The 20,586-nt window shown below is 44.7% G+C and carries 15 protein-coding genes; 8 read left to right on the top strand and 7 right to left on the bottom strand.

Annotated features, from left to right (window positions below):
• Nucleotides 1-145 precede the first annotated feature (145 nt).
• Both RIB93_RS12170 and RIB93_RS12165 read right to left on the bottom strand, forming a co-directional pair.
• Entirely contained in the window at nt 146-1,000 is an 855-nt protein-coding gene (locus tag RIB93_RS12170) for an alpha/beta fold hydrolase (RefSeq protein ID WP_446373032.1), read from the bottom strand.
• Between the two features lie 327 nt (nt 1,001-1,327).
• A complete protein-coding gene (locus RIB93_RS12165) occupies nt 1,328-1,741 on the bottom strand; it encodes a gamma-glutamylcyclotransferase family protein (protein ID WP_446373031.1) in 414 nt (137 codons plus the stop codon).
• 320 nt (nt 1,742-2,061) lie between these two features.
• Here RIB93_RS12165 and RIB93_RS12160 point away from each other — a divergent pair, with 320 nt between their 5' ends.
• Together RIB93_RS12160 and RIB93_RS12155 are read left to right on the top strand one after the other, a co-directional pair.
• Nucleotides 2,062-2,856, top strand: a complete 795-nt coding sequence (locus RIB93_RS12160; protein WP_446373034.1) for an LmeA family phospholipid-binding protein — start codon at nt 2,062-2,064, stop codon at nt 2,854-2,856.
• A 113-nt stretch (nt 2,857-2,969) separates the two neighbouring features.
• A complete protein-coding gene (locus tag RIB93_RS12155; RefSeq protein WP_446373030.1) occupies nt 2,970-3,599 on the top strand; it encodes a MotA/TolQ/ExbB proton channel family protein in 630 nt (209 codons plus the stop codon).
• Between the two features lie 166 nt (nt 3,600-3,765).
• Here the strand turns inward: RIB93_RS12155 and RIB93_RS12150 are convergent, their stop codons facing one another.
• A complete protein-coding gene (locus tag RIB93_RS12150) occupies nt 3,766-6,633 on the bottom strand; it encodes a phospholipid carrier-dependent glycosyltransferase (RefSeq protein WP_446373029.1) in 2,868 nt (955 codons plus the stop codon).
• 132 nt (nt 6,634-6,765) lie between these two features.
• Between RIB93_RS12150 and RIB93_RS12145 the strand changes: the two genes are divergently transcribed.
• A complete protein-coding gene (locus RIB93_RS12145) occupies nt 6,766-8,205 on the top strand; it encodes a protein kinase domain-containing protein (protein WP_446373028.1) in 1,440 nt (479 codons plus the stop codon).
• Between the two features lie 275 nt (nt 8,206-8,480).
• Here RIB93_RS12145 and RIB93_RS12140 read toward each other — a convergent pair whose 3' ends face one another.
• Nucleotides 8,481-8,921, bottom strand: coding sequence for a GNAT family N-acetyltransferase (locus tag RIB93_RS12140; protein WP_446373033.1), 441 nt, complete (start codon nt 8,919-8,921; stop codon nt 8,481-8,483).
• A gap of 212 nt (nt 8,922-9,133) precedes the next feature.
• The gene (gene trpD, locus RIB93_RS12135) at nt 9,134-10,177 is read right to left on the bottom strand and encodes an anthranilate phosphoribosyltransferase (protein WP_446373027.1); all 1,044 of its coding nucleotides are present in this window, start codon (nt 10,175-10,177) and stop codon (nt 9,134-9,136) included.
• Nucleotides 10,178-10,436: 259 nt separating this feature from the next.
• Here trpD and RIB93_RS12130 point away from each other — a divergent pair, with 259 nt between their 5' ends.
• Entirely contained in the window at nt 10,437-12,515 is a 2,079-nt protein-coding gene (locus tag RIB93_RS12130; RefSeq protein WP_446373026.1) for a PAS domain S-box protein, read from the top strand.
• A 271-nt stretch (nt 12,516-12,786) separates the two neighbouring features.
• Here the strand turns inward: RIB93_RS12130 and ispF are convergent, their stop codons facing one another.
• Entirely contained in the window at nt 12,787-13,269 is a 483-nt protein-coding gene (gene ispF, locus RIB93_RS12125) for a 2-C-methyl-D-erythritol 2,4-cyclodiphosphate synthase (RefSeq protein WP_446373025.1), read from the bottom strand.
• A 547-nt stretch (nt 13,270-13,816) separates the two neighbouring features.
• On the opposite strand from ispF, the gene RIB93_RS12120 reads away from it, so the two are divergent.
• The 4 genes from RIB93_RS12120 (at nt 13,817) to RIB93_RS12105 (ending at nt 18,156) form a co-directional block, all read left to right on the top strand.
• Nucleotides 13,817-14,572, top strand: coding sequence for a pentapeptide repeat-containing protein (locus RIB93_RS12120; RefSeq protein ID WP_446373024.1), 756 nt, complete (start codon nt 13,817-13,819; stop codon nt 14,570-14,572).
• A gap of 204 nt (nt 14,573-14,776) precedes the next feature.
• Nucleotides 14,777-15,226: a ferritin-like domain-containing protein gene (locus tag RIB93_RS12115; RefSeq protein ID WP_446346311.1), complete on the top strand. Its 450-nt coding sequence runs from the start codon at nt 14,777-14,779 to the stop codon at nt 15,224-15,226.
• 623 nt (nt 15,227-15,849) lie between these two features.
• Entirely contained in the window at nt 15,850-17,442 is a 1,593-nt protein-coding gene (locus RIB93_RS12110) for a vanadium-dependent haloperoxidase (RefSeq protein WP_446373023.1), read from the top strand.
• 126 nt (nt 17,443-17,568) lie between these two features.
• Nucleotides 17,569-18,156 (top strand): Uma2 family endonuclease, encoded by a 588-nt coding sequence (locus tag RIB93_RS12105; protein ID WP_446373022.1) that lies wholly within the window; start codon nt 17,569-17,571, stop codon nt 18,154-18,156.
• A 54-nt stretch (nt 18,157-18,210) separates the two neighbouring features.
• On the opposite strand, the gene RIB93_RS12100 is transcribed toward RIB93_RS12105, so the two are convergent.
• Nucleotides 18,211-20,391: an outer membrane protein assembly factor BamB family protein gene (locus tag RIB93_RS12100; RefSeq protein ID WP_446373021.1), complete on the bottom strand. Its 2,181-nt coding sequence runs from the start codon at nt 20,389-20,391 to the stop codon at nt 18,211-18,213.
• Nucleotides 20,392-20,586: the final 195 nt, after the last annotated feature.

The following is a 20,586-nucleotide window of genomic DNA, read 5'->3' as shown; positions in this document are numbered from 1 at the left end:
ATTGACATTCCCCCTTTGACCAGGTATAGCGCTCGTACACGCAGCTCTTGACTATATGCGATCGCCATCAGAACTTATCTGTGTCCTATCTCAACTTACTCTATTCTAGAGTGTAAATACGCCAGCGCGTAGCGCTATATTAGCATTATTGTGAGGATGAGTGCTGATCGAGCCATGTCAGTAAAAGCTCGTTAAACTCTTTGGGTTTTTCTAGCTGAAGCCAGTGATTAGAGTTTGAAATTTTGATATATTTCCATTCAGATTCAATCAAAGCAGCAGATTGTTTGATTTGCGCTTCAGCCATGAAGCTGTCTTGAGAACTCCAAACGCCTAAAGTCGGAACTTTAATTAGCTCTGGTTTTGATTTTTTATCAAAAAATGCAGAAGCAATGACAGGAATTACTGGATTGGCTTTTTCCCAAACTTGAATGTAAAAAGGCTTGCGATCGCGCAGAAATTTTTTAACGATCGTGTCTCGATCGGGGTGACTTCGTAGTACCCATTTAAAGAAAAGTCCGTCCATGGCTCGGTAGAGAGGAATCGATATGGGTAAAGGATTAAACAGCAAGTACCAACTTTTAACAAGCGATTCGAGCGACAAATTTTGCACTAAGACCCAAGGATGTCCTACAGAAAGTGCTGTGTAAGACAGTAAATATTCTGGATACTTTTCAACGAATTCCCAGGCCACCACTGCACCGTAGTCATGGGCAACGCAATGTACTTTGTTAAGACCGAGCAAATTGATCAACGTAGCAATATCTTGGGACAAAGAAGATAAAGTGTATTTACTCACATCTTCAGTCTTTTCACTTTTTCCGTGACCTAGCCAGTCAATGCAAATCACGCGATAGCCAGCGTCGATTAGAGCAGGAGTCTGGTACTTCCATACAGAACCATCGTCTGGCCATCCATGTAGTAATAAAACACTACTATGTCCAGTTTTGGAATCACGAACGTGGTAACTACAGTTGTTGATTGTCAAATTAGTTTCTTTCATTGTTAACACTCAAGTAAAAATGTTGGTGCATTGTCATCTCAAGAACTTAAGAATTTAAAATGTTTTCTTGCAATGACAAGTTTATTTAACATTGTGGTTTAAACGTACATCGAAAACAGAGAACAGCTATCGCTCTTATGTCACTCTAGGCAGAGGAAAAGTGGAAATCTGTACTAGCCTTAGCTAAAGGAACAGCGCCAGGGAAGCAATTCATCCAATTTATTAAACGATTTAAGGCCACATCTAAGTAAGGAATAGGAAAGATGTTCAACCACACCTTGATGTCATTAACCCTATTGCCCATTCCCCATTCCCAATTTCCCAAAACTATTCATATTCAGACTTCATCGGACTCCACCAACCCGAAGAAATGAGTGTACCCCCTAAACGCTGCACTCGCTCAGGTTGCATCAGGTAAATCCAAGCCTGTCCTAACGATTGGTTCGTCAGATCATAAATAGTCACTTGTTGCCGATAATATTCATTGTCCTCTGGGATTCGCTGCGGATTGTAGTCTTCTAGCTTATCCAAGACAGTTAAAAGGGTTGGCTCAGTGAACGTCAGTAAAAATCCCCGCACCTGATTATTACCAGGGATCATCGCTGGATAGCCGATGGGCAAATTAAACAGTTGACCCAACGCGATCGCAGGTTGGGCTGCTACCCCTTTCCCTTCACAGTAGCGTTGATAATTGACTTCCCCAGGTTTGAGAGTCCCGTAAACAAACACCCGGATCGACATACTCCCCTCCTAATCCTTTGACCGTCTTGGACTAAGCTTTGAAAATAATTTATAGATTTCATGGTACAGTTTAGGGGTTGAAGTTACGAAAACCCTTCCCCGTCCCCCGTTACCTTTTCCCTGTTCCCTTCTCTCACCTTTACCAAAACTAATCATTCACTTCAGAAATTCTATTCCCATAGCTAGACCCCAAGTCAACCCTGAGTCTAGGCAAGTTGCCAATTCGGGATATCTATCAATATCCCCATCGTGAGATTGCTGAAGGCTTCACATTTTGTTACAAATGTAAAGAGACAACTCGCGTGGATAACAGGACTACTATGCTCGGTGGCTTTGCCGGTTTTACCAACCCGTCTGGTACAGATTGGGGCGAACGGATGCTCAATACCGTCGCCAGCAATACGATTCGCCACCTCTTTACTCGCAGTGAGTCTGTCGAGGTTTCGGTGCGCTGTAATCCCTCCAGTAAACTGTTGCAGGGTAGCATTGACAGTTTTAAGATGCAGGGGCGAGGCTTGGTGATCCGTAGACAGTTTCGGACGGAGGAGATGTCCTTTGAAACAGACGCTGTGTCCTTGGACTTCAGTTCTGTCCTCAAGGGTCAGATCCACCTGAAGCAACCTACCCAAGCGATCGCCCAAGTCGTGTTGACAGAACCCGATATCAACCAGTCGTTTAAAGCAGAACTGGTGCGAAAGCGTTTAGAAAATATTTCCATTCCCGAATTGGAGGATATCACTGGGGGTAAACCAATTTCCTTTACCGACGTGCAACTCAAGCTGCTTCCCAATAACCGGATTCAGCTTTTTGCCAAAGTCAACATTCCCGATCAGGAGTTAGTTCCAATTAACATGACTTCAACGCTGGCTGTGGAACGGCGGCGGCGGATTCTCTTCAAAGACTCTCAGTTTGAACCGGATACGATTCCAGAGGACTTGCAAGACACCTCTGAAGCCTTGACGGATGCCCTAGATAAGATTCTGAATAACATGGTGGATCTCGATCGCTTCAATCTTGATGGCGTTACGATGCGAATCAATCGCCTAGAAACCCAAGGACAACAGCTGATATTCAGTGGTTACGCTCAAATTGATCGTATTCCTAATACTCCGTAACCATTAAGGGGGTGTAGGGTGTAGGGTGTAGGGTGTAGGGTGCGGAGGAGACAAGGCAACAAGGAAAAATTTGCCCTCTTTTCCTCTTCCCTCATCACTAATTGAGCAACTGCATGTCATTGAACGCCTTCTTTTCCTTGGGTGGGGTCGTTATGTTGCCCCTATTAGTGCTTTCTATCGTAGCGATCGCGCTTATCTTAGAGCGAATCAATTTTTGGCGGCGAGTCACCCAGCGCCAGAACCGCCTGATGCGAGAGGTGCTGCACCTGTATCAACAAAATCCCCCCGAAGCCTTTCTCAAGCTAGAACAAAACAGTGATCTGCCGATCGCCCGAATTTTTCTGGCGGCGTTGGAACTCAAACATCCCACCCCCGAACAATTTCGACTCGCCCTCGAAAGTGCTGTGCAAGCGGAGTTACCAATTCTCAAGCGGTTCAACACGGCATTTGAGACCATCATTAGTGTCTCACCTCTACTGGGACTTTTAGGTACAATTTTAGGATTAATTGACGCCTTTGCTGCCTTACGGATTGGGGATATTGGCGGTCAAACCACCGTGGGTGTGACAGGTGGGATCAGTGAAGCCTTAATTTCCACCGTCGCCGGATTGAGTGTCGCGATCGCGACTCTGATCTTTGCTAACACTTTTCGCGGATTGTATCGGCGTCAACTTGCCTTGATTCAAGAATATGGGGGGAAGTTGGAACTGATTTATCTGGGTTATTACGAGCGAATTAAATGAAGGAGATGGGGGAGATGGAGAAATTGTGTAGGGGCGGGTTTCACTACTATCGTTTAAAATGGTGCGTTACGCTACCCTTCGGGAACGCTTCGCGAACGCTAACGCACCCTACACCCACCCCGACTAAATAACGAATGACCAATGACAAATGACCAATGACGAATAACTAATTTCTCAATTTTTCAATAAAATACCAGGTTTTAACCAAATTTCCTTGCATCAGGGCAGCAACACCAGAAAGGGCTTGAACTTCTGGCAGATTGGGGCTGAGATTTAAGGCAGGCTTGAGCGCAGTTTGGGCATCTTTACCCCGCCATTCATATAAATAAACGAAGGCAAGATAAGCATGAGCATAAGGATTTTGGGGATCAAGCTGGACGACTCGCTTTAACGCCGCGATCGCACTCTGGGAATCTACTTGTAAAACCCTCGATAAAGCTAGAGCATACGCCAAATCTAACCGTTTTGGTTCCAACTTTAACCGATGAGTCAACGCCAAATCTACCTGCACGAGATAATCCTGAATTGGGTCATACTGATTAATTCGTCCTGTTTGTTCAAAGATAGCCTCCATAGAATCAGCACCATTGGGTAAAGTCGCTGCTAATGTGCGAAATTGGGTAATTAGGTCTAATTCCGGTGCAGGTGTTGCAGGTGCTTTTGGATCAATCTTTATCCTCACGGGTGGTACGGATATCGGATAGCTTTCCCCTGTCTCTCGGTTCAAATAGGTGGCTTTTAAGGTATAGGTTCCGGCTGGAATCTCTGCCGGAGGTAACATCGCCATTCGTTCAATAACCTGGTATTGCGGTGATTTATTGGTAACACTTGATAGCTGACGGTTGTTTGTTGATTTAGGAAACAAGTTTCCCATGGCAATACCATGATCATGTAACCATTGATGTTGAGATTTTCCTTCCAGTGAATGCCAAGTTAATAAAACAATTCCCGATTGTAACGGTTGCCAATCCCCTGTCCATTCGTAAGTAACAGGTACAGGTATACCAGGAGGAGCTGTCTCTGGCACAATTACCCGATTTAATTGAATTTTATCTAACCCTTCGACTACGCTTAACGGCAGGCTGTTGAATAAGGGCTTATTTTGTTGTTCATTCATTGGCGAAGAGGGCGGGTTTTGTTGTTCATTTATTGGTGAAGAGGGGGAGTTTTGTTGAACATTTATTGGTGGGTAGGGTGGGTTTCGTTGTTCATTTATTGATGAGTATCTGAATTGAGTTCCTAAACCCACCCCTACAATTGGGTCTAAACCCGCCCCTACAATTGGGTCTAAATCCGCCCCTACAATTGACGGTTTACTGTTGACTTTTGTTACCTCGAAAAATGGCTGATGTCGATGATAGAGCTTGAGCATACTACCATCCGGTAAATCCCACGTCTTCTGGAGTTGGAATTCTCCGCCTTGTTCAACAGTCTCCACCATAGTCGCTTGCGCCTCAGGAACAGAACCTTGATCTCCTATTTTCGTCACAAACCAAGAGAGCGATCGCGCATCCTGTTCAACTTGCTTTTCTCGTACTCCCACCTGACGTCCATACACCTGAAAATCCCGCAACGCCCCATAATAATTTAAATTGTGCTGATTAATTTCCGGCGTTGACGGTAATACACCTAATGTTGTCTGTAAATTCGGAGAGGTTTGGATAATTTCATCAATCACTTGAACCAGCGGAACAGGTTCTCTCAAATAAGGAAAATGTTGAACACGCGGCGCAAGAACTTGAGTTAAAAAACCACCGCCCAAAGGAAACAAATTCAGCACCATTAACACAGACGCAAACCCCACCGTACCCCAGCGAACAGACTTACCCCAACGACCTTGCCATAGAACCAAACCCGATGCTAAAACTAACGAAAATACAGACAACAATGGCAAAATATAACGAGCATCCTTATTCACATTTAGAGAACACAGTAAATATCCCCCAACCAAAAACACAGCCAGCCAACCGAAAGACCAACCTAACCCACCCAACCCATATCGTTTCTGAAACCCTCTGCGCCCCTCTGCGTTAACCTCTGCGCCCCTCTGCGTTGAAAAAACATCGTTCCTTTCCCTACCCCAAACTCTCTCTTTTTTGCGCCAATAAAGAATCAAACCCACAATCGGGACAATCAACAAAACCCACGACACCAAATACGGTAAAATCTTCCCATAATAAAGCCAAGCCTCCATAGTATTCAGCGCCGGATCACCTTCTGCGATCGCGGAATCTAAGGTTGCTCGTTTCCCAGAGGTTAAAATGAGTAGCCAGTTGGTGCGATACCAGGGATAAAATACCAACCCAGACACCAACAATCCCGCGATTAACTGAGCCAAACCTCCCCAGTTTCGCCGCCGAATTGTTCCCGCCATAACCCAGACAATTGGTATAAACAGAAAAAATAGCGCCGTTTGCTTTACCATTAGCGCTAATCCCAGAGACAAGCCAAAGAGTATTGCCCAGACTAGAGATTGGTAATTGGGTTGCGGTTTAGCAATTACAGGTTTTAAACTTTGGTTTCGCCAAACCGTGAGACAGAAGAAACTAAGTGTAACAACAGCAGTCAGTGGATAATCCAGCAGGAATTCTAAACGATAACGATAAAGTCCCGGTAAAAGTACCGTTAACCCAGCCGCCCATAATCCAACCCGACGGTTGAAAAGTTGGACGCCTAAACCATAAACTGAACCGATCAGAATAGCACTAAATAATAATAAAACCAGCGTCGCCTGATCCGTTCCCCGACCAAAAATATGTTGAATAATAGCGGTAGCGATATAAATAAAAGGCGGTATTTTAGAGGAAAGCTGCCATAAATTCGTCCACCATTCCCCAGAGAACCACTCAGGATGATGCAACGCTTGCCAATAATTTAACGAACCTGTCAAGTAATCCGCCTGATCCCAACCAGGGACAGAATTATCAAGCGCAAACCACAGGCGATCGCACAACGCGCTGGCTAGCCAAATTAGTCCGAGAATTCCCAGATATTTGCGGTTCCCCGTTTTCCACCACTGTAATCGATTGTTCATGGTTAATTGTTCATTGTCTACTTTCTTTGTCCAATAACCAGCAACTACTCACTATACAGTTGATATATTGTAGGGTGGGCATTGCCCACCAGCATACCAGTCAGTGGCACTCATCTTAACCGAGGTGTGAGGATGCTACAACTCCCAGATGTAGTGTATCAGCGCTATCAGCTTCAACAAAAGATGGGTCAGAATGCGAGTCGTCAAACCTGGTTGGCGATGGATCTCTCGGCGCAACCCAGCCAGCCAGTAATTCTCAAACTCCTCGCCTTTAATCCTCAGATGCAGTGGGAAGACTTGAAACTCTTTGAACGCGAAGCTCAAGTTCTCCAGCAGTTACAGCATCCTCGGATTCCCCGGTATCGAGACTATTTTTCCCTGGATAAGCAATCAGGAGGCGGCTTACCGTGGTTTGGTCTCGTCCAAGATTATATTCCCGGTGCTTCCTTGCAACAATGGCTAAACCAAGGAAAACGCTTTACGGAAGTTCAAGTGCGCCAGATTGCGACAGAGGTTCTGGAAATTCTCGGTTATTTGCACGCTTTAAATCCGCCTGTTCTCCATCGGGATATTAAACCCAGTAACCTGATTTGGGGAGAAGATGAACAGGTGTATCTCGTCGATTTTGGTGCGGTGCAAGATCAGACGGCGGTTGAAGGGGTAACGTTTACAGTGGTTGGTACGACGGGTTATGCTCCCTTAGAACAGTTTTGGGGTAAAGCTGTCCCGGCGTCTGATTTATACGCTTTGGGAGCCACCTTAATTCATCTTGCCACAGGTGTGGCTCCGGCTGATTTACCTCAGCATAATTTACGTTTACAATTTGCTGATCGAGTGAGCCTTAATCCCCGATTTAGCTATTGGTTAGACAAATTAATTGACCCGGCTACAGAACAACGATTTAGTAGCGCTCGTCAAGGGTTAGAGTCATTGACAGCAGCGGTTGCTCCTGAAGCTTTGACGACGAGTCAACCGTCGATTAGCCCGGTTACTGTTTTGAGTGTTTTTGCTGTTTTAATCGCATTTATTGCTGGAGGAATTAGCATTTATTTCTCCATCGCATTTTTTTTAAAGAATCAACAATTTAAAGCGACAAATGAATTGGAAGCAAAGACATACTTAAGAGCAATGAATCGCGCCCAGACGTTCTATTATATGAAGTACAAGAAATTTTCTAATTCGCTTGAAAAATTAGAACTTGGCATTAAAACAGAAACAGATAATTACACCTATTATACTTATCCATATACTGTTAATAATTTACCCCCTGAAACTCTCACCGAAAAGCAAATATTTGATTGGATGTTGAAGGATGAAATCAATCAAGATTCTATCTCTTCATCTTCTAATCAAATTGTCGTAAACTATGCAATATCTCGCCAAGAAAACCTGAGAAGCTATGTAGGATTTGTCTCAAATGGCATCCATCGAGAGAGAACTAGAGTAGAACTATCGGCAATTTTATGTCAAGCAAACAATCCAGGTACTATCTATCCTTCCATCCCAACCTATCAAACTGGTCACTTAGCTTGTGCTACTGGCACAAGCTCTGTTTGGTTAAACTATCGATAGCAAGTGGACACGCCGACACGACTGATTTGATTTCAGGAAACAAACCATTCAAGATGATCTACCTCGATTAGTATCCCAACTCCAAGATGTGCTAGAGTGGGAAACAAGGGAAGAATAGTTGATAAATTAGCGCTCCTCCCTGGGGGCTTGTAGGGGCGACCCGCTTCTTTTTCATGAACAATTGGAAGCCACTCAATTTGCTCGGGTCGCCCTATATCGGCGCGACTTTACAATTTTTAGGTGCAAGGCTAATCCATCCGATTCAAGGTTAAATCTTAAGACTTAAGTGATTTGATCATCTTAACATGAGAAATACCCGCTTCTTCAAATCTCTCTCCCTTTGGTAAAAAGCCAAGTTTTAGATAAAGAGATTTCACATAATCTTGAGCGTGAATAACCACTGTATTGATTTGCTTTTTGGCAGCAATATCTAGAGCTTTTTCCATCAATAGCTTACCGATTCCTTGTCCTCGGAAATCAGATAAAACAGCGAGGCGTTCAATTTTAGCCGTTTGATGATCCAAATATCTCACCCTGACGGTTCCCACAGGCTGATTCTCGACATACGCCAGAATATGATCGGCGGTTTCATCTTTGCCATCCAAATCCAAACTTGGATCAACGCCTTGTTCAATGTGAAAAACCCAGCGTCTCACCCCTTTAATATCGGCTGAATATGTCGTATAGTCGATAATCTTGAACGTGATATTGCTCATCGCGATCGCTCCATCGTTCGTAGTCAGGGATGCGAGCCTATTCACGGTAACAATTTGAGTAAAGGGCGACCCGAACAAATTGAGTGGACACCATTGTTAATTAATGCAAGCGGGTCGCCCCTACAGGAGAATAACCGCACCAGCAAATAGCTTGATCAACTGTGCAATTTACCCATTATGGCAAGGGCAAGAAAATGCGTTAACCACTTACCCTAATTTTGCAAGAACTGTATCAGTTGTTCCAATTTCGACCAAGCCGCCCCACTTTTGAGAATATCCTTTGCCTGTTCAATCCCAGCTTGGTGATCCTCCAACGCCACAACCCCAGCCACTTGCAGCGCTAAGGAAGTATTTAACGCCACCACATCCTGTTGGGCGGCGGTTCCTTTCCCCTGTAAAACATTCGTTAAAATGTCCACATTGTCCGCCACATAGCCGCCACGCAACGCGCCTGTTGGTGCTGACGTTAAGCCCAACTGTTGCGGATTTAGCGTAGACAGTCGCACCCCACCATCAGATAAAAGTGCCAAGTCGGTTTCGTCAGCCAATCCCGCTTCATCTAGGTTTTCTCGTCCATGTAGGACAATTCCCTGATCAATTCCCATTTGTTTTAACGCATGGGCAACTGTTGATACGACGTTAGCGTCAAATACGCCAATCACTTGACCTGTGGGGCGCAATGGATTGACTAGAGGTCCTAACAGATTAAATACCGTCCGCACCTTCAAAGTTTGTCGCAATGGGGCTACCGCTTTCATCGCGGGATGCCATCCCCGGGCAAACAAAAACGTGACTCCCACCTCATCCAAAGCGGACTGGACTTTTTCTGGTGGGGCAGATAAATTGACGCCCAACGCCTCTAAAACATCGGCTGAACCCACTTTCGAGGAGGCTGAGCGATTCCCATGTTTGGCAACCCGTACACCAGCCGCCGCCGCGACAAAAGCTACAGCCGTCGATATATTAAAGGTGGATGCACCATCGCCGCCTGTGCCACAGGTATCAATAACTGGTGTTTTATGGTCAATGGCGTCCTGCTGTAAGGATTGCTCCTGCAAGACTTGAGCCATTCCTGCCAATTCCGAGGGAGAGACTCCTTTTGCCTGAATCGCAGCCAGAATCGCCCCCGATAACACTGGCGGAATGTCCTCGTTGAGCCATCCCTGCATCAGTTGTGCGGCTTGCTCACGGGATAATGATTGTCTGTCGAGGATCTGTTGCAGCAGGTTAGACCAGTTGGTAGGAGTTTGGATCATTGGTTAATGTTTACCTGGAAAATAGGAGCTTGGAGAAATTACGATTACAAACAATTAATGGCTACTATGAAAAAGTGTAATATTATACCGGATGTTCTGGAGTGCGATTACTGGGCTACTAATCTAAACAACTATAAAGAAAGTGTTATCAGAGTACAAGCGTTGACATCCTTCCCCTACACCTGTGCTCCCCTGCATCTTGACATTTCGGCACCTCCGCCGTCTCAATCGAAAACGTTTCCATTTCCTGAATGTTATCATGAGCATTCAAAAACCTGACGGCACGTTAACTGAGTTTAGCGTTAACTCAAAACCCTTGTTTCATTCCAATCCCACCCGACCCAATACAGCTAGAACCTCTGTTGTGGACACTCCACCCAGACCTGTTGAGGCACAGCTAAATGAACGTGAAGACCGCTTCCGCGCTAGCTTTGAGCAAGCGACAGTTGGCATCAAACACGTATCGACGGATGGCAAAGTCATCCAGGTCAACCCCAAATTTTGTCAAATCGTTGGTTATACCCGTGAACAAGTTCTCACCCGCACCTGGCAAGACCTAACTCACCCTGATGACTGGGCAAGCGATCGCGCGATAATGGAGTTACTCTTAGCGGGGACTCTAGACTGTCACTGCCAACAAAAACGCTACCGACACCGAGATGGCAGCATTGTCTGGGTGCAAATTACCCTATCCTTAGTGCGAACGCCTCAAGGAGATCCGAAATACTTTTTGCTCGTCGTTCAAGATATGAGCGCCCGTCAAACGGCTGAATCGGCGTTGCAGCCAGAAGAACCCTGGCGCGAAAAATCTCGCCGCGAAGCCTTGCTCAATCGCCTCTCGACGCAAATCCGCAACAGTTTAGACGTAGATACGATTCTGGAAAAAACGGTACTGGAAATCCGCCAGCTATTGCGAATCGATCGCTGTCAGTTTATCCGATATCATACTGAGCAGACGCCGGCTTATTGGAAAGTTGTCACAGAAGATCGAGAGTCTCAGCTTCCCGATTTGACAGACTGCTATTGGGCGGATACCAATGCCGTTCTCACCCAGCAGATATTGCATCTGGACATTGTGCGGATTGATACCGTTGAAACGGTGAGCGATCCATTATTGCAGGAATTTATGCGATCGCTCGACTATCAGTCTCTCTTGCTTATCCCCCTGGAAACCCCGTCGGGAATCACCGGGATTATTAGTTGCAGCCACACTCAGGAGACTCGCCCTTGGACAGATAGCGAAGTTAAACTCCTGCAAGCGGTGATTAGTCAACTGCTCATGGCGCTCCAACAGGCTGAACTTTACGCCGCTAGCTGTCGAGCCACAGAACACGCCCGTAAACAAGCCGCCCAATTATCAAAAACACTCCACGACTTGCAGCGCACCCAATCCCAGTTGATCCAAAGCGAAAAAATGTCCAGTTTGGGTCAGCTTGTGGCAGGTATTGCTCACGAAATCAATAATCCTGTCAATTTTATTTATGGCAATCTCATTTATGCCCAAGAATATTACCAAGACCTCATAGCGCTGGTGCAACTTTACCGCACCGCTTATCCTAATCCTCAAGCCGTTATTAAAGAGCGGATGGATAGCATCGATTTGGACTTTATTTTGACCGATTTTGCTAAACTTCAATATTCAATGAAAGTCGGGGCTGAACGGATTCGGGAAATTGTGCAATCGTTGCGGACATTTTCTCGTTTAGATGAGTCAGGGCGCAAGAAAATAGATATTCATTCGGGTATTGAAAGTGCTTTGATGATTTTGCAATATCGACTCAAGGGGAATCCGGGAGCAGCAGGAATCTGTGTGATTAAAGAGTATGAAAATTTACCCCCAGTCGATTGTTGGCCCGGACAGTTAAATCAAGTTTTCATGAATATTTTGACGAATGCGATTGACGCGATCGAGGACAAGGAAAATTGCGATTCGTCTCAAACTGAGGCAGAGTTTTCCAAGGATACTGTCTTATTTTCACCAACGATTACGATTCGTACAGGTCTTAGTCAAACGGACTCCACACACCCCTCAATAACGGATGGTTTAACCGAGGAACACTCCAGCGGAGAAATGGATAATTCTCAACCGGACAATCCTTATGTTTTTATCCGCATTGCGGATAATGGAATCGGGATGAGTCCGCAGACCCAAAAACGGCTATTTGACCCATTTTTTACGACAAAACCTGTAGGATTAGGGACAGGTTTAGGGTTGGCGGTTAGTTACCAAATTGTTGTTGAAAAACATGGCGGTAAGCTGTGGTGTAATTCGACCCCTGAACAAGGGGCTGAGTTTGTGGTTGAGATTCCTATACGACAACCGCCGCACAAGCGGTGATTGGGGAAAATTGATCCGGTTCCCTCTTTTGGAAAGGGATTCCAATTCCCTCCTGTTAAAGAGGATTCCAGTTCCCCCCTTTTGAAGGGGGGCTAGGGGGGATCTCTTCTCAAGTGGTGATTATTTTGCATCAATTTATGGCTTGCTCTGTTTAGTTTAGATCCCCCTAAATCCCCCTTAAAAAGGGGGACTTTGAGTTTATTAATTTCCGGGGAACTTTGAGTTTATTAATTTCCGGGGGACTTTGAGTTTATTAATTTCCGACCAAGAACTAATGCTCTTTAACTAATAACGCTACAGCATAAGCCGCTATACCTTCTTCTCGTCCCACGGGTCCTAATTTTTCGTTGGTGGTGGCTTTAATCCCAATTTGATCGGGTTGTAATGCTAGAGTCGTGCTGAGGCGATCGCGCATGGTTTTGATGTGAGGCTTCAGCTTGGGACGTTCGGCGACGATTACGGAGTCAATGTTGCTAATCTGCCAACCCTGCGATCGCACTAACTCATTCACCTGACTCAATAACTCTAGACTATCAGCTCCTGCCCATTTTGGGTCGGTGGGGGGGAAATAATGACCAATATCGCCTAGACTCAATGCGCCCAGCATGGCATCCATAATCCCATGGGTGAGGACATCTGCATCACTATGTCCTAGCAATCCTAGTTCGTGGGGAATGTTTACACCCCCCAGAATTAAAGGGCGTCCGTTTCCCAGTTTATGGATGTCGTAACCGTTCCCAATACGGATATTCATGGCTTTTTACCCAAGGTTAACCTAAATAATTTACCAAATCCGTATCACTTAATAATAGTATTATAAATTCTGCTGAAAGCCTAGTCGGGTCAGGTTTTGGGCTGTGTACCTGCACAGTTTTTCCCTTTTTCCCCCTCTTACTCAGGGGTTGGGGGTGAGGGCTGTCGCTTCAATTGACACGAATGCGGTAAAACCCGCCCCTACACGCAACTTCCCCCATGACTAATCCCTAATCACGATTTTCTTTATCAAGTCTTTAACAAACAGATTCTTTTTTAAACTAACAGTGAATTTTTGCCATTCCTGCTCAAAAACAACCATCCAACCCCTTCAAATTTCTCAACATTAAGCTATTCTAAATAGTAAGAAGACCACTCCCTCCTAAATCTAAATAAGCGTTCAACCTCGCTTAAGGTTGTCTACTTATAAATTTTATCGCCGTTGAATTGCGCCAGACGCTGAAACCTTTAACGACGATTTATTATCCGTTTCACGGAACCAGCAACCTTATCTTGAAATTGCTCATTGTACTTAACCTAACTCTCCTATGAAACTCCAACAACATCGCATTCCTGAAGACCAAGCCCAAGACGTTTTGATGCGAGCGGCTCAAATCTATGCCCAGCACAACCAAAGTTATTCGGTACAAGAGCTAATTGATGCTGGAACCGAAGCCCAAATTCCATCAGAGTTTATGGAAGAGGCGATTCATCAGATTGAGTTAGAAAACATCCAAGCTGAGGCTCAACTCCGAAAAGCTAAACGTGGTAAACCTTTAGTTATGGGGTTCGCGATCGCACTTCCGGTACTCATCGCCCTTGGTGTAGCCGGATGGTTGTTACAGAGAAACAGTGTAACCAACGCCGCCGTCAGTCAGCCCGCCCAGACAGAAGAGACGATATCCCCACCCACTACAGTTAGTGATGCCAATGTCGCACCCAGTAACTTCAAATGTGCAGGCTTGACCCTCAACGGCGCTGATTTGAGTGGCAAAAATCTCAAAGGTGCCGATTGTACCAATGCCGATTTAGCATACGCGAATTTGGCAGGAGCCAATCTCGAAGGGGCAAATCTAAGTCATTCTAACTTAGAAGGTGCTAATCTAAATGGCGTTAATCTCAACGGGGCAGATTTAGCGGGAGCGAATTTAGCAGGGGCAAACCTAGACGGTGCTAACCTGGAAGGCGCGAACCTGAGCAATACGGATTTAAAAAATGCCAATCTCAACAACGCCACTATCACAGGAACCGATATGGCGGGAGCTAACTTAGACGGGGCGAACTTGAATAATGCCCAACCCTAAGCGGTTCGCCGTAATGGGAGCATCTTGCTCCCCCAGCTTCCCCAGCTTCCCCATCTCCCCCATCTCCCCCATCTCCCCCATCTCCCCTGACCGAGGTTGCGAAATGTTCTCTAGCAACTGTTGTAGGTTGGCTGATTTGTTAGAGTCCTTTAAGGATAAACTAAAACAGATCTCAGTGAATCTACATACCACAACCTCAACATGATGAAAGAACTTGACCTGAAAAAGACCATTGACGTACTCAACACCATTATGGAGTTTGAGTTGGCTGGTGTCGTGCGTTACACTCATTACTCCTTGATGATCATTGGTCCCAACCGAATTCCCATTGTCAACTTTTTTAAGGCACAGGCTAGTGAGTCTCTACTCCACGCTCAACAGGTGGGAGAAATTATCACAGGCTTAGAAGGTCATCCCAGCCAAAAGATTGCGCCCATCGAGGAAACCTACCAACATTCTGTGCAGGATATTTTGCAGGAAAGCCTTAATCATGAGAAAAAAGCCTTAGATCTCTATAAAGACCTTCTGGATATCGTGGAAGATGCTTCCATCTATCTCGAAGAATTTGCCCGGGGTCAAATTGGTCAGGAGGAAATGCACAACATAGAGATTAAGAAGATGATGCGTGATTTTAGCTTAGGGGTTACTGAATAAGTATTGTGGTGAGGGGAGGAAACAGGGAATGGAGAACAAAGAACGGGGAATGGGTGGGCTGTGGCATTTTTCTGGTTTCCGAATACTCCCCAAGCTGCACCGGGTATTGCTTCTATTCAACTCAAGCGGATGGGTTAGAAACTCATTCGTTATTCGTCATTCGTCATTCGTTATTCGTTATTCGTTATTCGTTATTCGTTAAGCTGTCATGCATTTAAATTGGGTATTAGTAGCGAGCAAGATGCAAAGCCTGCGGCATGGCTTCGCTAAACGCACTACGGTAAGGATTTCGCCATTATTGACATTAAGGTTTAAATGCAAAACAGCTTATTCGTCATCATAAGTAGGACAATTAATAGTTTATTGTTACATTTTTGTGAGCGATCGCATCAGGTAGCATCCCATTTTCGTAAAGAAAGATGTGATATATAGACAGATCGTCATTGAAACATCTACTATTGGTCTAATCTTTTAACCCGATCAACCGTGTGCTTGTCTGCCGTGAGTCAACGGTGGCTCAAGTTTGTCTGGAAAATTTTAGCGTGAATCCGACCTGTAAGTTGTCCGGATAGGTTGCCGTTGCTGTTGAAGGATAAAGCTTATTGTTCCAAGAATCGATTAATATGAAGAAAATCTTTTCCCGTCGCAGTTTAGCTCGCCAAGTTCGTGAAGAAGCCGCTGAAATTGCCTTTTTGCGCCCCCATCCTGAGCATTTAAATAATGGTGAGGAGTCGGCTTATCGGAACTCTGAGAATGAACTCAGTTATATTGCCAACTATTCCAAAGGGTTACCCCATAATGATTTAGGTGAAGTCGATCAAAAGGCTTACCGCCTCTTACTCAAAGCATTGTGTAGTGGCAATCCTGATGATTTTGAGGCAATACCACGGGGCTGTACTCACGGCAAATCTGAGTTATCTGAATCCAGTTCTGAGGAAAAGAAACGCCTAGGTTGTCGTCGATTAATCAATCCACAAGCCGCGTTAGCCTTTGACTTAGAAGGACCCGATGCTCAGTCATTAACGATTCGCCCGGCTCCCCGTATTGATGGGGCAGAAAATGCTTGTGAAGCCATCGAACTTTACTGGATGGCGCTTTTACGGGAAGTTAATTTTACCGACTTTCGCGATAACTGCGACATTGAAAAAGCCGCCGAAGAACTCTCAAACTGCTCGGATTTCCGGGGACCAAAAGAAGATGGTAAAGTGACACCGGATGTGATTTTCCGAGGGTCTACGCCGGGAGATGTGGTGGGTCCTTTTGTCTCGCAATTTTTGCTCAAAGATATCCAATATGGCACGCTGAAAATTAACCAACGCCAACGGACGGTTGTTCCCAACAGCGACTTTATGACCGATTATAAAATGTGGTTGGCGGTGCAAAATGGCTTTGATTTCAGTGGTCAGGATAAATGTGACGACGTGCCGCGCTATATTCGGAATATGCGGGATTTAGGCAATTATGTGCATTTTGATGCCCTCTATCAAGCTTATTTGAATGCTTGTTTGATTTTATTGGATATGGGCGCACCGTTTGATCGGGGAAATTTCTATATCACGTCAGAAAATCAGGATGGGTTTGGTACGTTTGGTGGACCGCATATCCTCAGTTTAGTTACAGAAGTGGCGACGCGAGCCTTAAAAGGGGTTTGGTATCAAAAATGGTTTGTGCATCGGCGGCTACGCCCTGAAGCCTTTGGTGGACTGATTCACAATCATTTAACGGGGCGGGCGGAGTATCCAATTCATCCAGAGATTCTCAATTCCCAAGCCCTCAAAGCGATGTTTGATAAAAATGGTAATTATCTGCTACCGCAAGTGTTTCCCGAAGGATCACCGACTCATCCGGCTTATGGTGCGGGACATGCGACAGTGGCGGGGGCTTGTGTGACGATGTTAAAGGCGTGGTTTGATGAGTCTTATCAGATACCCAAGCCAATGGTGCCCAATGAGGATGGGACGCAGTTGGTGTCTTATATCCCCTATAGTGGACCCGGTACAGAGGTTCTCACCGTAGGCGGTGAATTGAATAAGCTAGCGGCAAATATTTCCATTGGTCGCAACATGGCAGGTGTACACTGGCGGACAGACTACACCGAATCGGTAAAATTGGGAGAAGCGATCGCGATCGGGATTTTGCAGGAGCAAAAGCTGACGTATAACGAGGATAGCTGTTTCTCACTGACTAAGTTTGATGGTACAGCAATTACTATCTAAATTTGAATAGCAGCATCAGAATTTAGTAGAGACGTTCCACCGGAACGTCTCTTGTCCCCAGTTATTTGCCCACTGCTATAGCTGCGATCGTTGACCGCCACCTGGTATACTCTTCCCCAACCTGCCATGATCACAACCACTAACCGCCTGACTCTTGAAGAATACTTGAAGTATGACGACGGGACAGACACTTGCTATGAACTGGTTAATGGAGAGCTAGTCCCGATGAGCTTGGGTACTGGAAAACATGGAGCCATTTTAAAATTCTTGGAACGCACCTTTGATAACCAATGCGCTCAAATAGGACAAGAATGGACAGCCTTGGCTGGAGTTGTCGGTGTGCGTTCTCCCCGCGCTGGTCGATGGGATACCGTTCGTATTCCTGATGTCGTCGTGATTCCTCTAGAACAGTGGCGTAACCTGCAAAATCGTGAAGCCGTTATTGAATTAAATGAACCCCCACCTCTACTCGTTGTTGAAGTCGTCAGCGAATCGACGAAAAGCACCGACTATCGTGCCAAACGAGCCGAATATAGCGTTTTGGATATTCCTGAATATTGGATTGTTGACCCTCTAAATGCTAAAGTCACGGTTCTTGCTTTAGTCGAAGGTTGGTATGACGTGGTGGAGTTTGTGGGCAGCAATTTGATTCAATCGGGGATATTTCCTCGCCTCGAACTTACGGCTGAACAACTATTAGGTGGTAATGTTTAATGGTGAGTAGAGTCGCGTTTTCTGGATATCAAATAAGGCACGTCTAAAATTGACTTATCTGTTACTGTTACATTCACCACTAATTTTACTGCTATTTTCTAACCGAATAAAATGTACAATTCCAGACTTTTCCCCAGCTACGATTGTTATACCATCTGGTGCTACAGCATAGCAATTTAACCAAGTATCTCCAGTGAAACTAGTAATCAAATTCTCAGTTACCCCATCAAATATTTTTAACGTACCAGATACAATACATATTTCCCATTTTCTAGAGCGGCAAACCACTATTGTCTTTCCCCATTTCGCCAAACCGTTTTTGGTATAAATTATTTTTTTTGTTTCGAGGTTCCAACGAATAGTTTGATTCATTGAACTAGAAATTATATGTTTACCATCTGGTGTGACTTTCACATGCCATACATAGCCAGTATGCTCTGTAAAAGTAAAAGCCTCCTCTCCGGTTTCCAAATTCCAAATCTTGACTGTCATGTCTGCTGAACCTGAAATTAATTGCTTACCATCGGGTGTAACTGCTATAGCGTTTACATGACGGGTATGACCTTTAAATGTTTTTAGGTTCTTTCCTGTTTTTAAATTCCAGGATTCAATGTTGCCAGAACGCAACCCAGCAATCACTTGCTTACCATCTGGTGTGACGACCAAATCATGTACGGAATTTCTAAAGTTATTAACGTCTGTAAATGTATTTAAATTTTTTCCATTTTCTAAATCCCATATTTTAATATAACCATCGTCCGAACCAGAAATTGCTTGTTGACCATCCGGTGTAATTGTAATGGTTCTGATCTCATCGGCAAGTTCATTCTGAAGAAATATTTTTTTTGTCTTAACGGCTTCCAAATCCCAAATTTTTATAGTATTGTCAGTTGATCCAGATATTAGCTGTTTGCCATCTGGTGTCACAGCGAACGAACATATTGCACCCACATGATTGTTCATCAATGTGATAAGCTCTTCTTTTGTATTCAGATCCCAAATCTGGATAACACCGTTTCCTAAACCAGAAATTAGTAACTTGCCATCTGGGGTTACTGTCAGAGTATCTACTGATGATCCTACTCTTTTTATTTCTGTACATAGAGTAAAAAGTTTTTCTTTTGTTTCTAGATTAAAAATGGTGATATCAATTGCAGCAGAAATTAGATATTTACCATCAGGGGTGATCGCCATATTATTCCAAAAGCTCGTCTCACTCCATCGAGTAAAAACCTCTGTTCGATCTGCCAAGTTCCAGCCTTTGATAGCGCTATTATTAAAGAGGTTGATAGGTTTGTTCTCTAATCCAAAATCAATTAGCAAAGCAATTATCAACTTCCCATCTGGAGTGATGGAGACCAATTCGACTCGATCTGTATGAGCTTTTATTTTATTTAGCTGTTTTCCATTTTCCAAATCCCATATTCTAATAGTCTTATCCCATGAACCAGAAATCACCCATTTGCTGTCTGGCGTAACGGCGACGGATACGACAGCATCTGTATGACCTTCAAAAGTCAAAATTTCTCTTCCTGTATTGATATCCCAAACTTTGATTGTTTTATCTGATGAACCAGAAATTACTCGCTTACCATCTGGTGTAAGTGCTATTGCATTTACCCATTCTCTATGACCTGTCAAAGTGAGTAGTTCCTCTCCTGTTTCTAAATTCCAGATTATAATACTCTGATCGAGTGATCCAGAAATTAATTGTTTGCCATCGGGTGTTACGACAATAGAACTTATTGAACTCGTGTGACCTTTAAAAGTGCGTAGTAACAGCTTGTCAGGAGGGTATAAGCTAGGAGTCATAGGACGCAGCCAGGGTTCTATTGGCTGCACTTGTTCCAGCATCGCCCTAATCTCTGGCGTATCAAACGCCATCAACCGCCCCCACAATTGTCCTGCTAGTTGGTTTTTGTCGGCGGCTAAGATATGTGCTGATAGCCGAATCGCATCTTCAATTAAAGTGAAAACTTTGACTGGGGTGGGAAGTTCCGCTCCTGGCTTCCCTGGGAAAGCAGAGGGAGTAAAATTGCCGACGAATTCATAATCCTGAATCAGCGCCTGTACACCCAAGGCATCTAATTTAGCCTCGATAAAATCAAAATCAGTTAGCAAACGATACAATCGCTGAAACTGTCCGGCTTCACCAAAATGAGTGGGTAGGGTTTCTAAGGTATAGAGTCGCCTTTCTGGTGACATCGTTGCGAGTTTTTGCCTTAATTCACCCATGACTATCTTGGTTGAGAGTACATCTGGAAGTGGAGAGACGAGGACAAAGGAGAGAAGAGGATCACAGAACTCACGGAATTGAGTCGTGTAGATCCCCCTAAATCCCCCTTAAAAAGGGGGACTTTGATACCAACGGTTGTTAAGTTGGTGAGGTAAATTATTGGTTATTTTATCCATTGTCGCTGATTAGTTATC

The organism is Coleofasciculus sp. D1-CHI-01 (assembly GCF_040218875.1).
Taxonomy (GTDB): domain Bacteria; phylum Cyanobacteriota; class Cyanobacteriia; order Cyanobacteriales; family Coleofasciculaceae; genus Coleofasciculus.
The sequence above is the reverse complement of the archived record's forward strand: the minus strand, read 5'-3'. Positions and strand labels throughout refer to the sequence as shown.

What these genes read in the sequence shown, in the direction of transcription:
- RIB93_RS12170 (WP_446373032.1), bottom strand. Translation starts at nt 1,000, where the DNA reads ATGAAAGAAACTAATTTGACAATCAACAACTGTAGTTACCACGTTCGT.
- RIB93_RS12165 (WP_446373031.1), bottom strand. Translation starts at nt 1,741, where the DNA reads ATGTCGATCCGGGTGTTTGTTTACGGGACTCTCAAACCTGGGGAAGTC.
- RIB93_RS12160 (WP_446373034.1), top strand. Translation starts at nt 2,062, where the DNA reads ATGCTCGGTGGCTTTGCCGGTTTTACCAACCCGTCTGGTACAGATTGG.
- RIB93_RS12155 (WP_446373030.1), top strand. Translation starts at nt 2,970, where the DNA reads ATGTCATTGAACGCCTTCTTTTCCTTGGGTGGGGTCGTTATGTTGCCC.
- RIB93_RS12150 (WP_446373029.1), bottom strand. Translation starts at nt 6,633, where the DNA reads ATGAACAATCGATTACAGTGGTGGAAAACGGGGAACCGCAAATATCTG.
- RIB93_RS12145 (WP_446373028.1), top strand. Translation starts at nt 6,766, where the DNA reads ATGCTACAACTCCCAGATGTAGTGTATCAGCGCTATCAGCTTCAACAA.
- RIB93_RS12140 (WP_446373033.1), bottom strand. Translation starts at nt 8,921, where the DNA reads ATGAGCAATATCACGTTCAAGATTATCGACTATACGACATATTCAGCC.
- trpD (WP_446373027.1), bottom strand. Translation starts at nt 10,177, where the DNA reads ATGATCCAAACTCCTACCAACTGGTCTAACCTGCTGCAACAGATCCTC.
- RIB93_RS12130 (WP_446373026.1), top strand. Translation starts at nt 10,437, where the DNA reads ATGAGCATTCAAAAACCTGACGGCACGTTAACTGAGTTTAGCGTTAAC.
- ispF (WP_446373025.1), bottom strand. Translation starts at nt 13,269, where the DNA reads ATGAATATCCGTATTGGGAACGGTTACGACATCCATAAACTGGGAAAC.
- RIB93_RS12120 (WP_446373024.1), top strand. Translation starts at nt 13,817, where the DNA reads ATGAAACTCCAACAACATCGCATTCCTGAAGACCAAGCCCAAGACGTT.
- RIB93_RS12115 (WP_446346311.1), top strand. Translation starts at nt 14,777, where the DNA reads ATGAAAGAACTTGACCTGAAAAAGACCATTGACGTACTCAACACCATT.
- RIB93_RS12110 (WP_446373023.1), top strand. Translation starts at nt 15,850, where the DNA reads ATGAAGAAAATCTTTTCCCGTCGCAGTTTAGCTCGCCAAGTTCGTGAA.
- RIB93_RS12105 (WP_446373022.1), top strand. Translation starts at nt 17,569, where the DNA reads ATGATCACAACCACTAACCGCCTGACTCTTGAAGAATACTTGAAGTAT.
- RIB93_RS12100 (WP_446373021.1), bottom strand. Translation starts at nt 20,391, where the DNA reads ATGGGTGAATTAAGGCAAAAACTCGCAACGATGTCACCAGAAAGGCGA.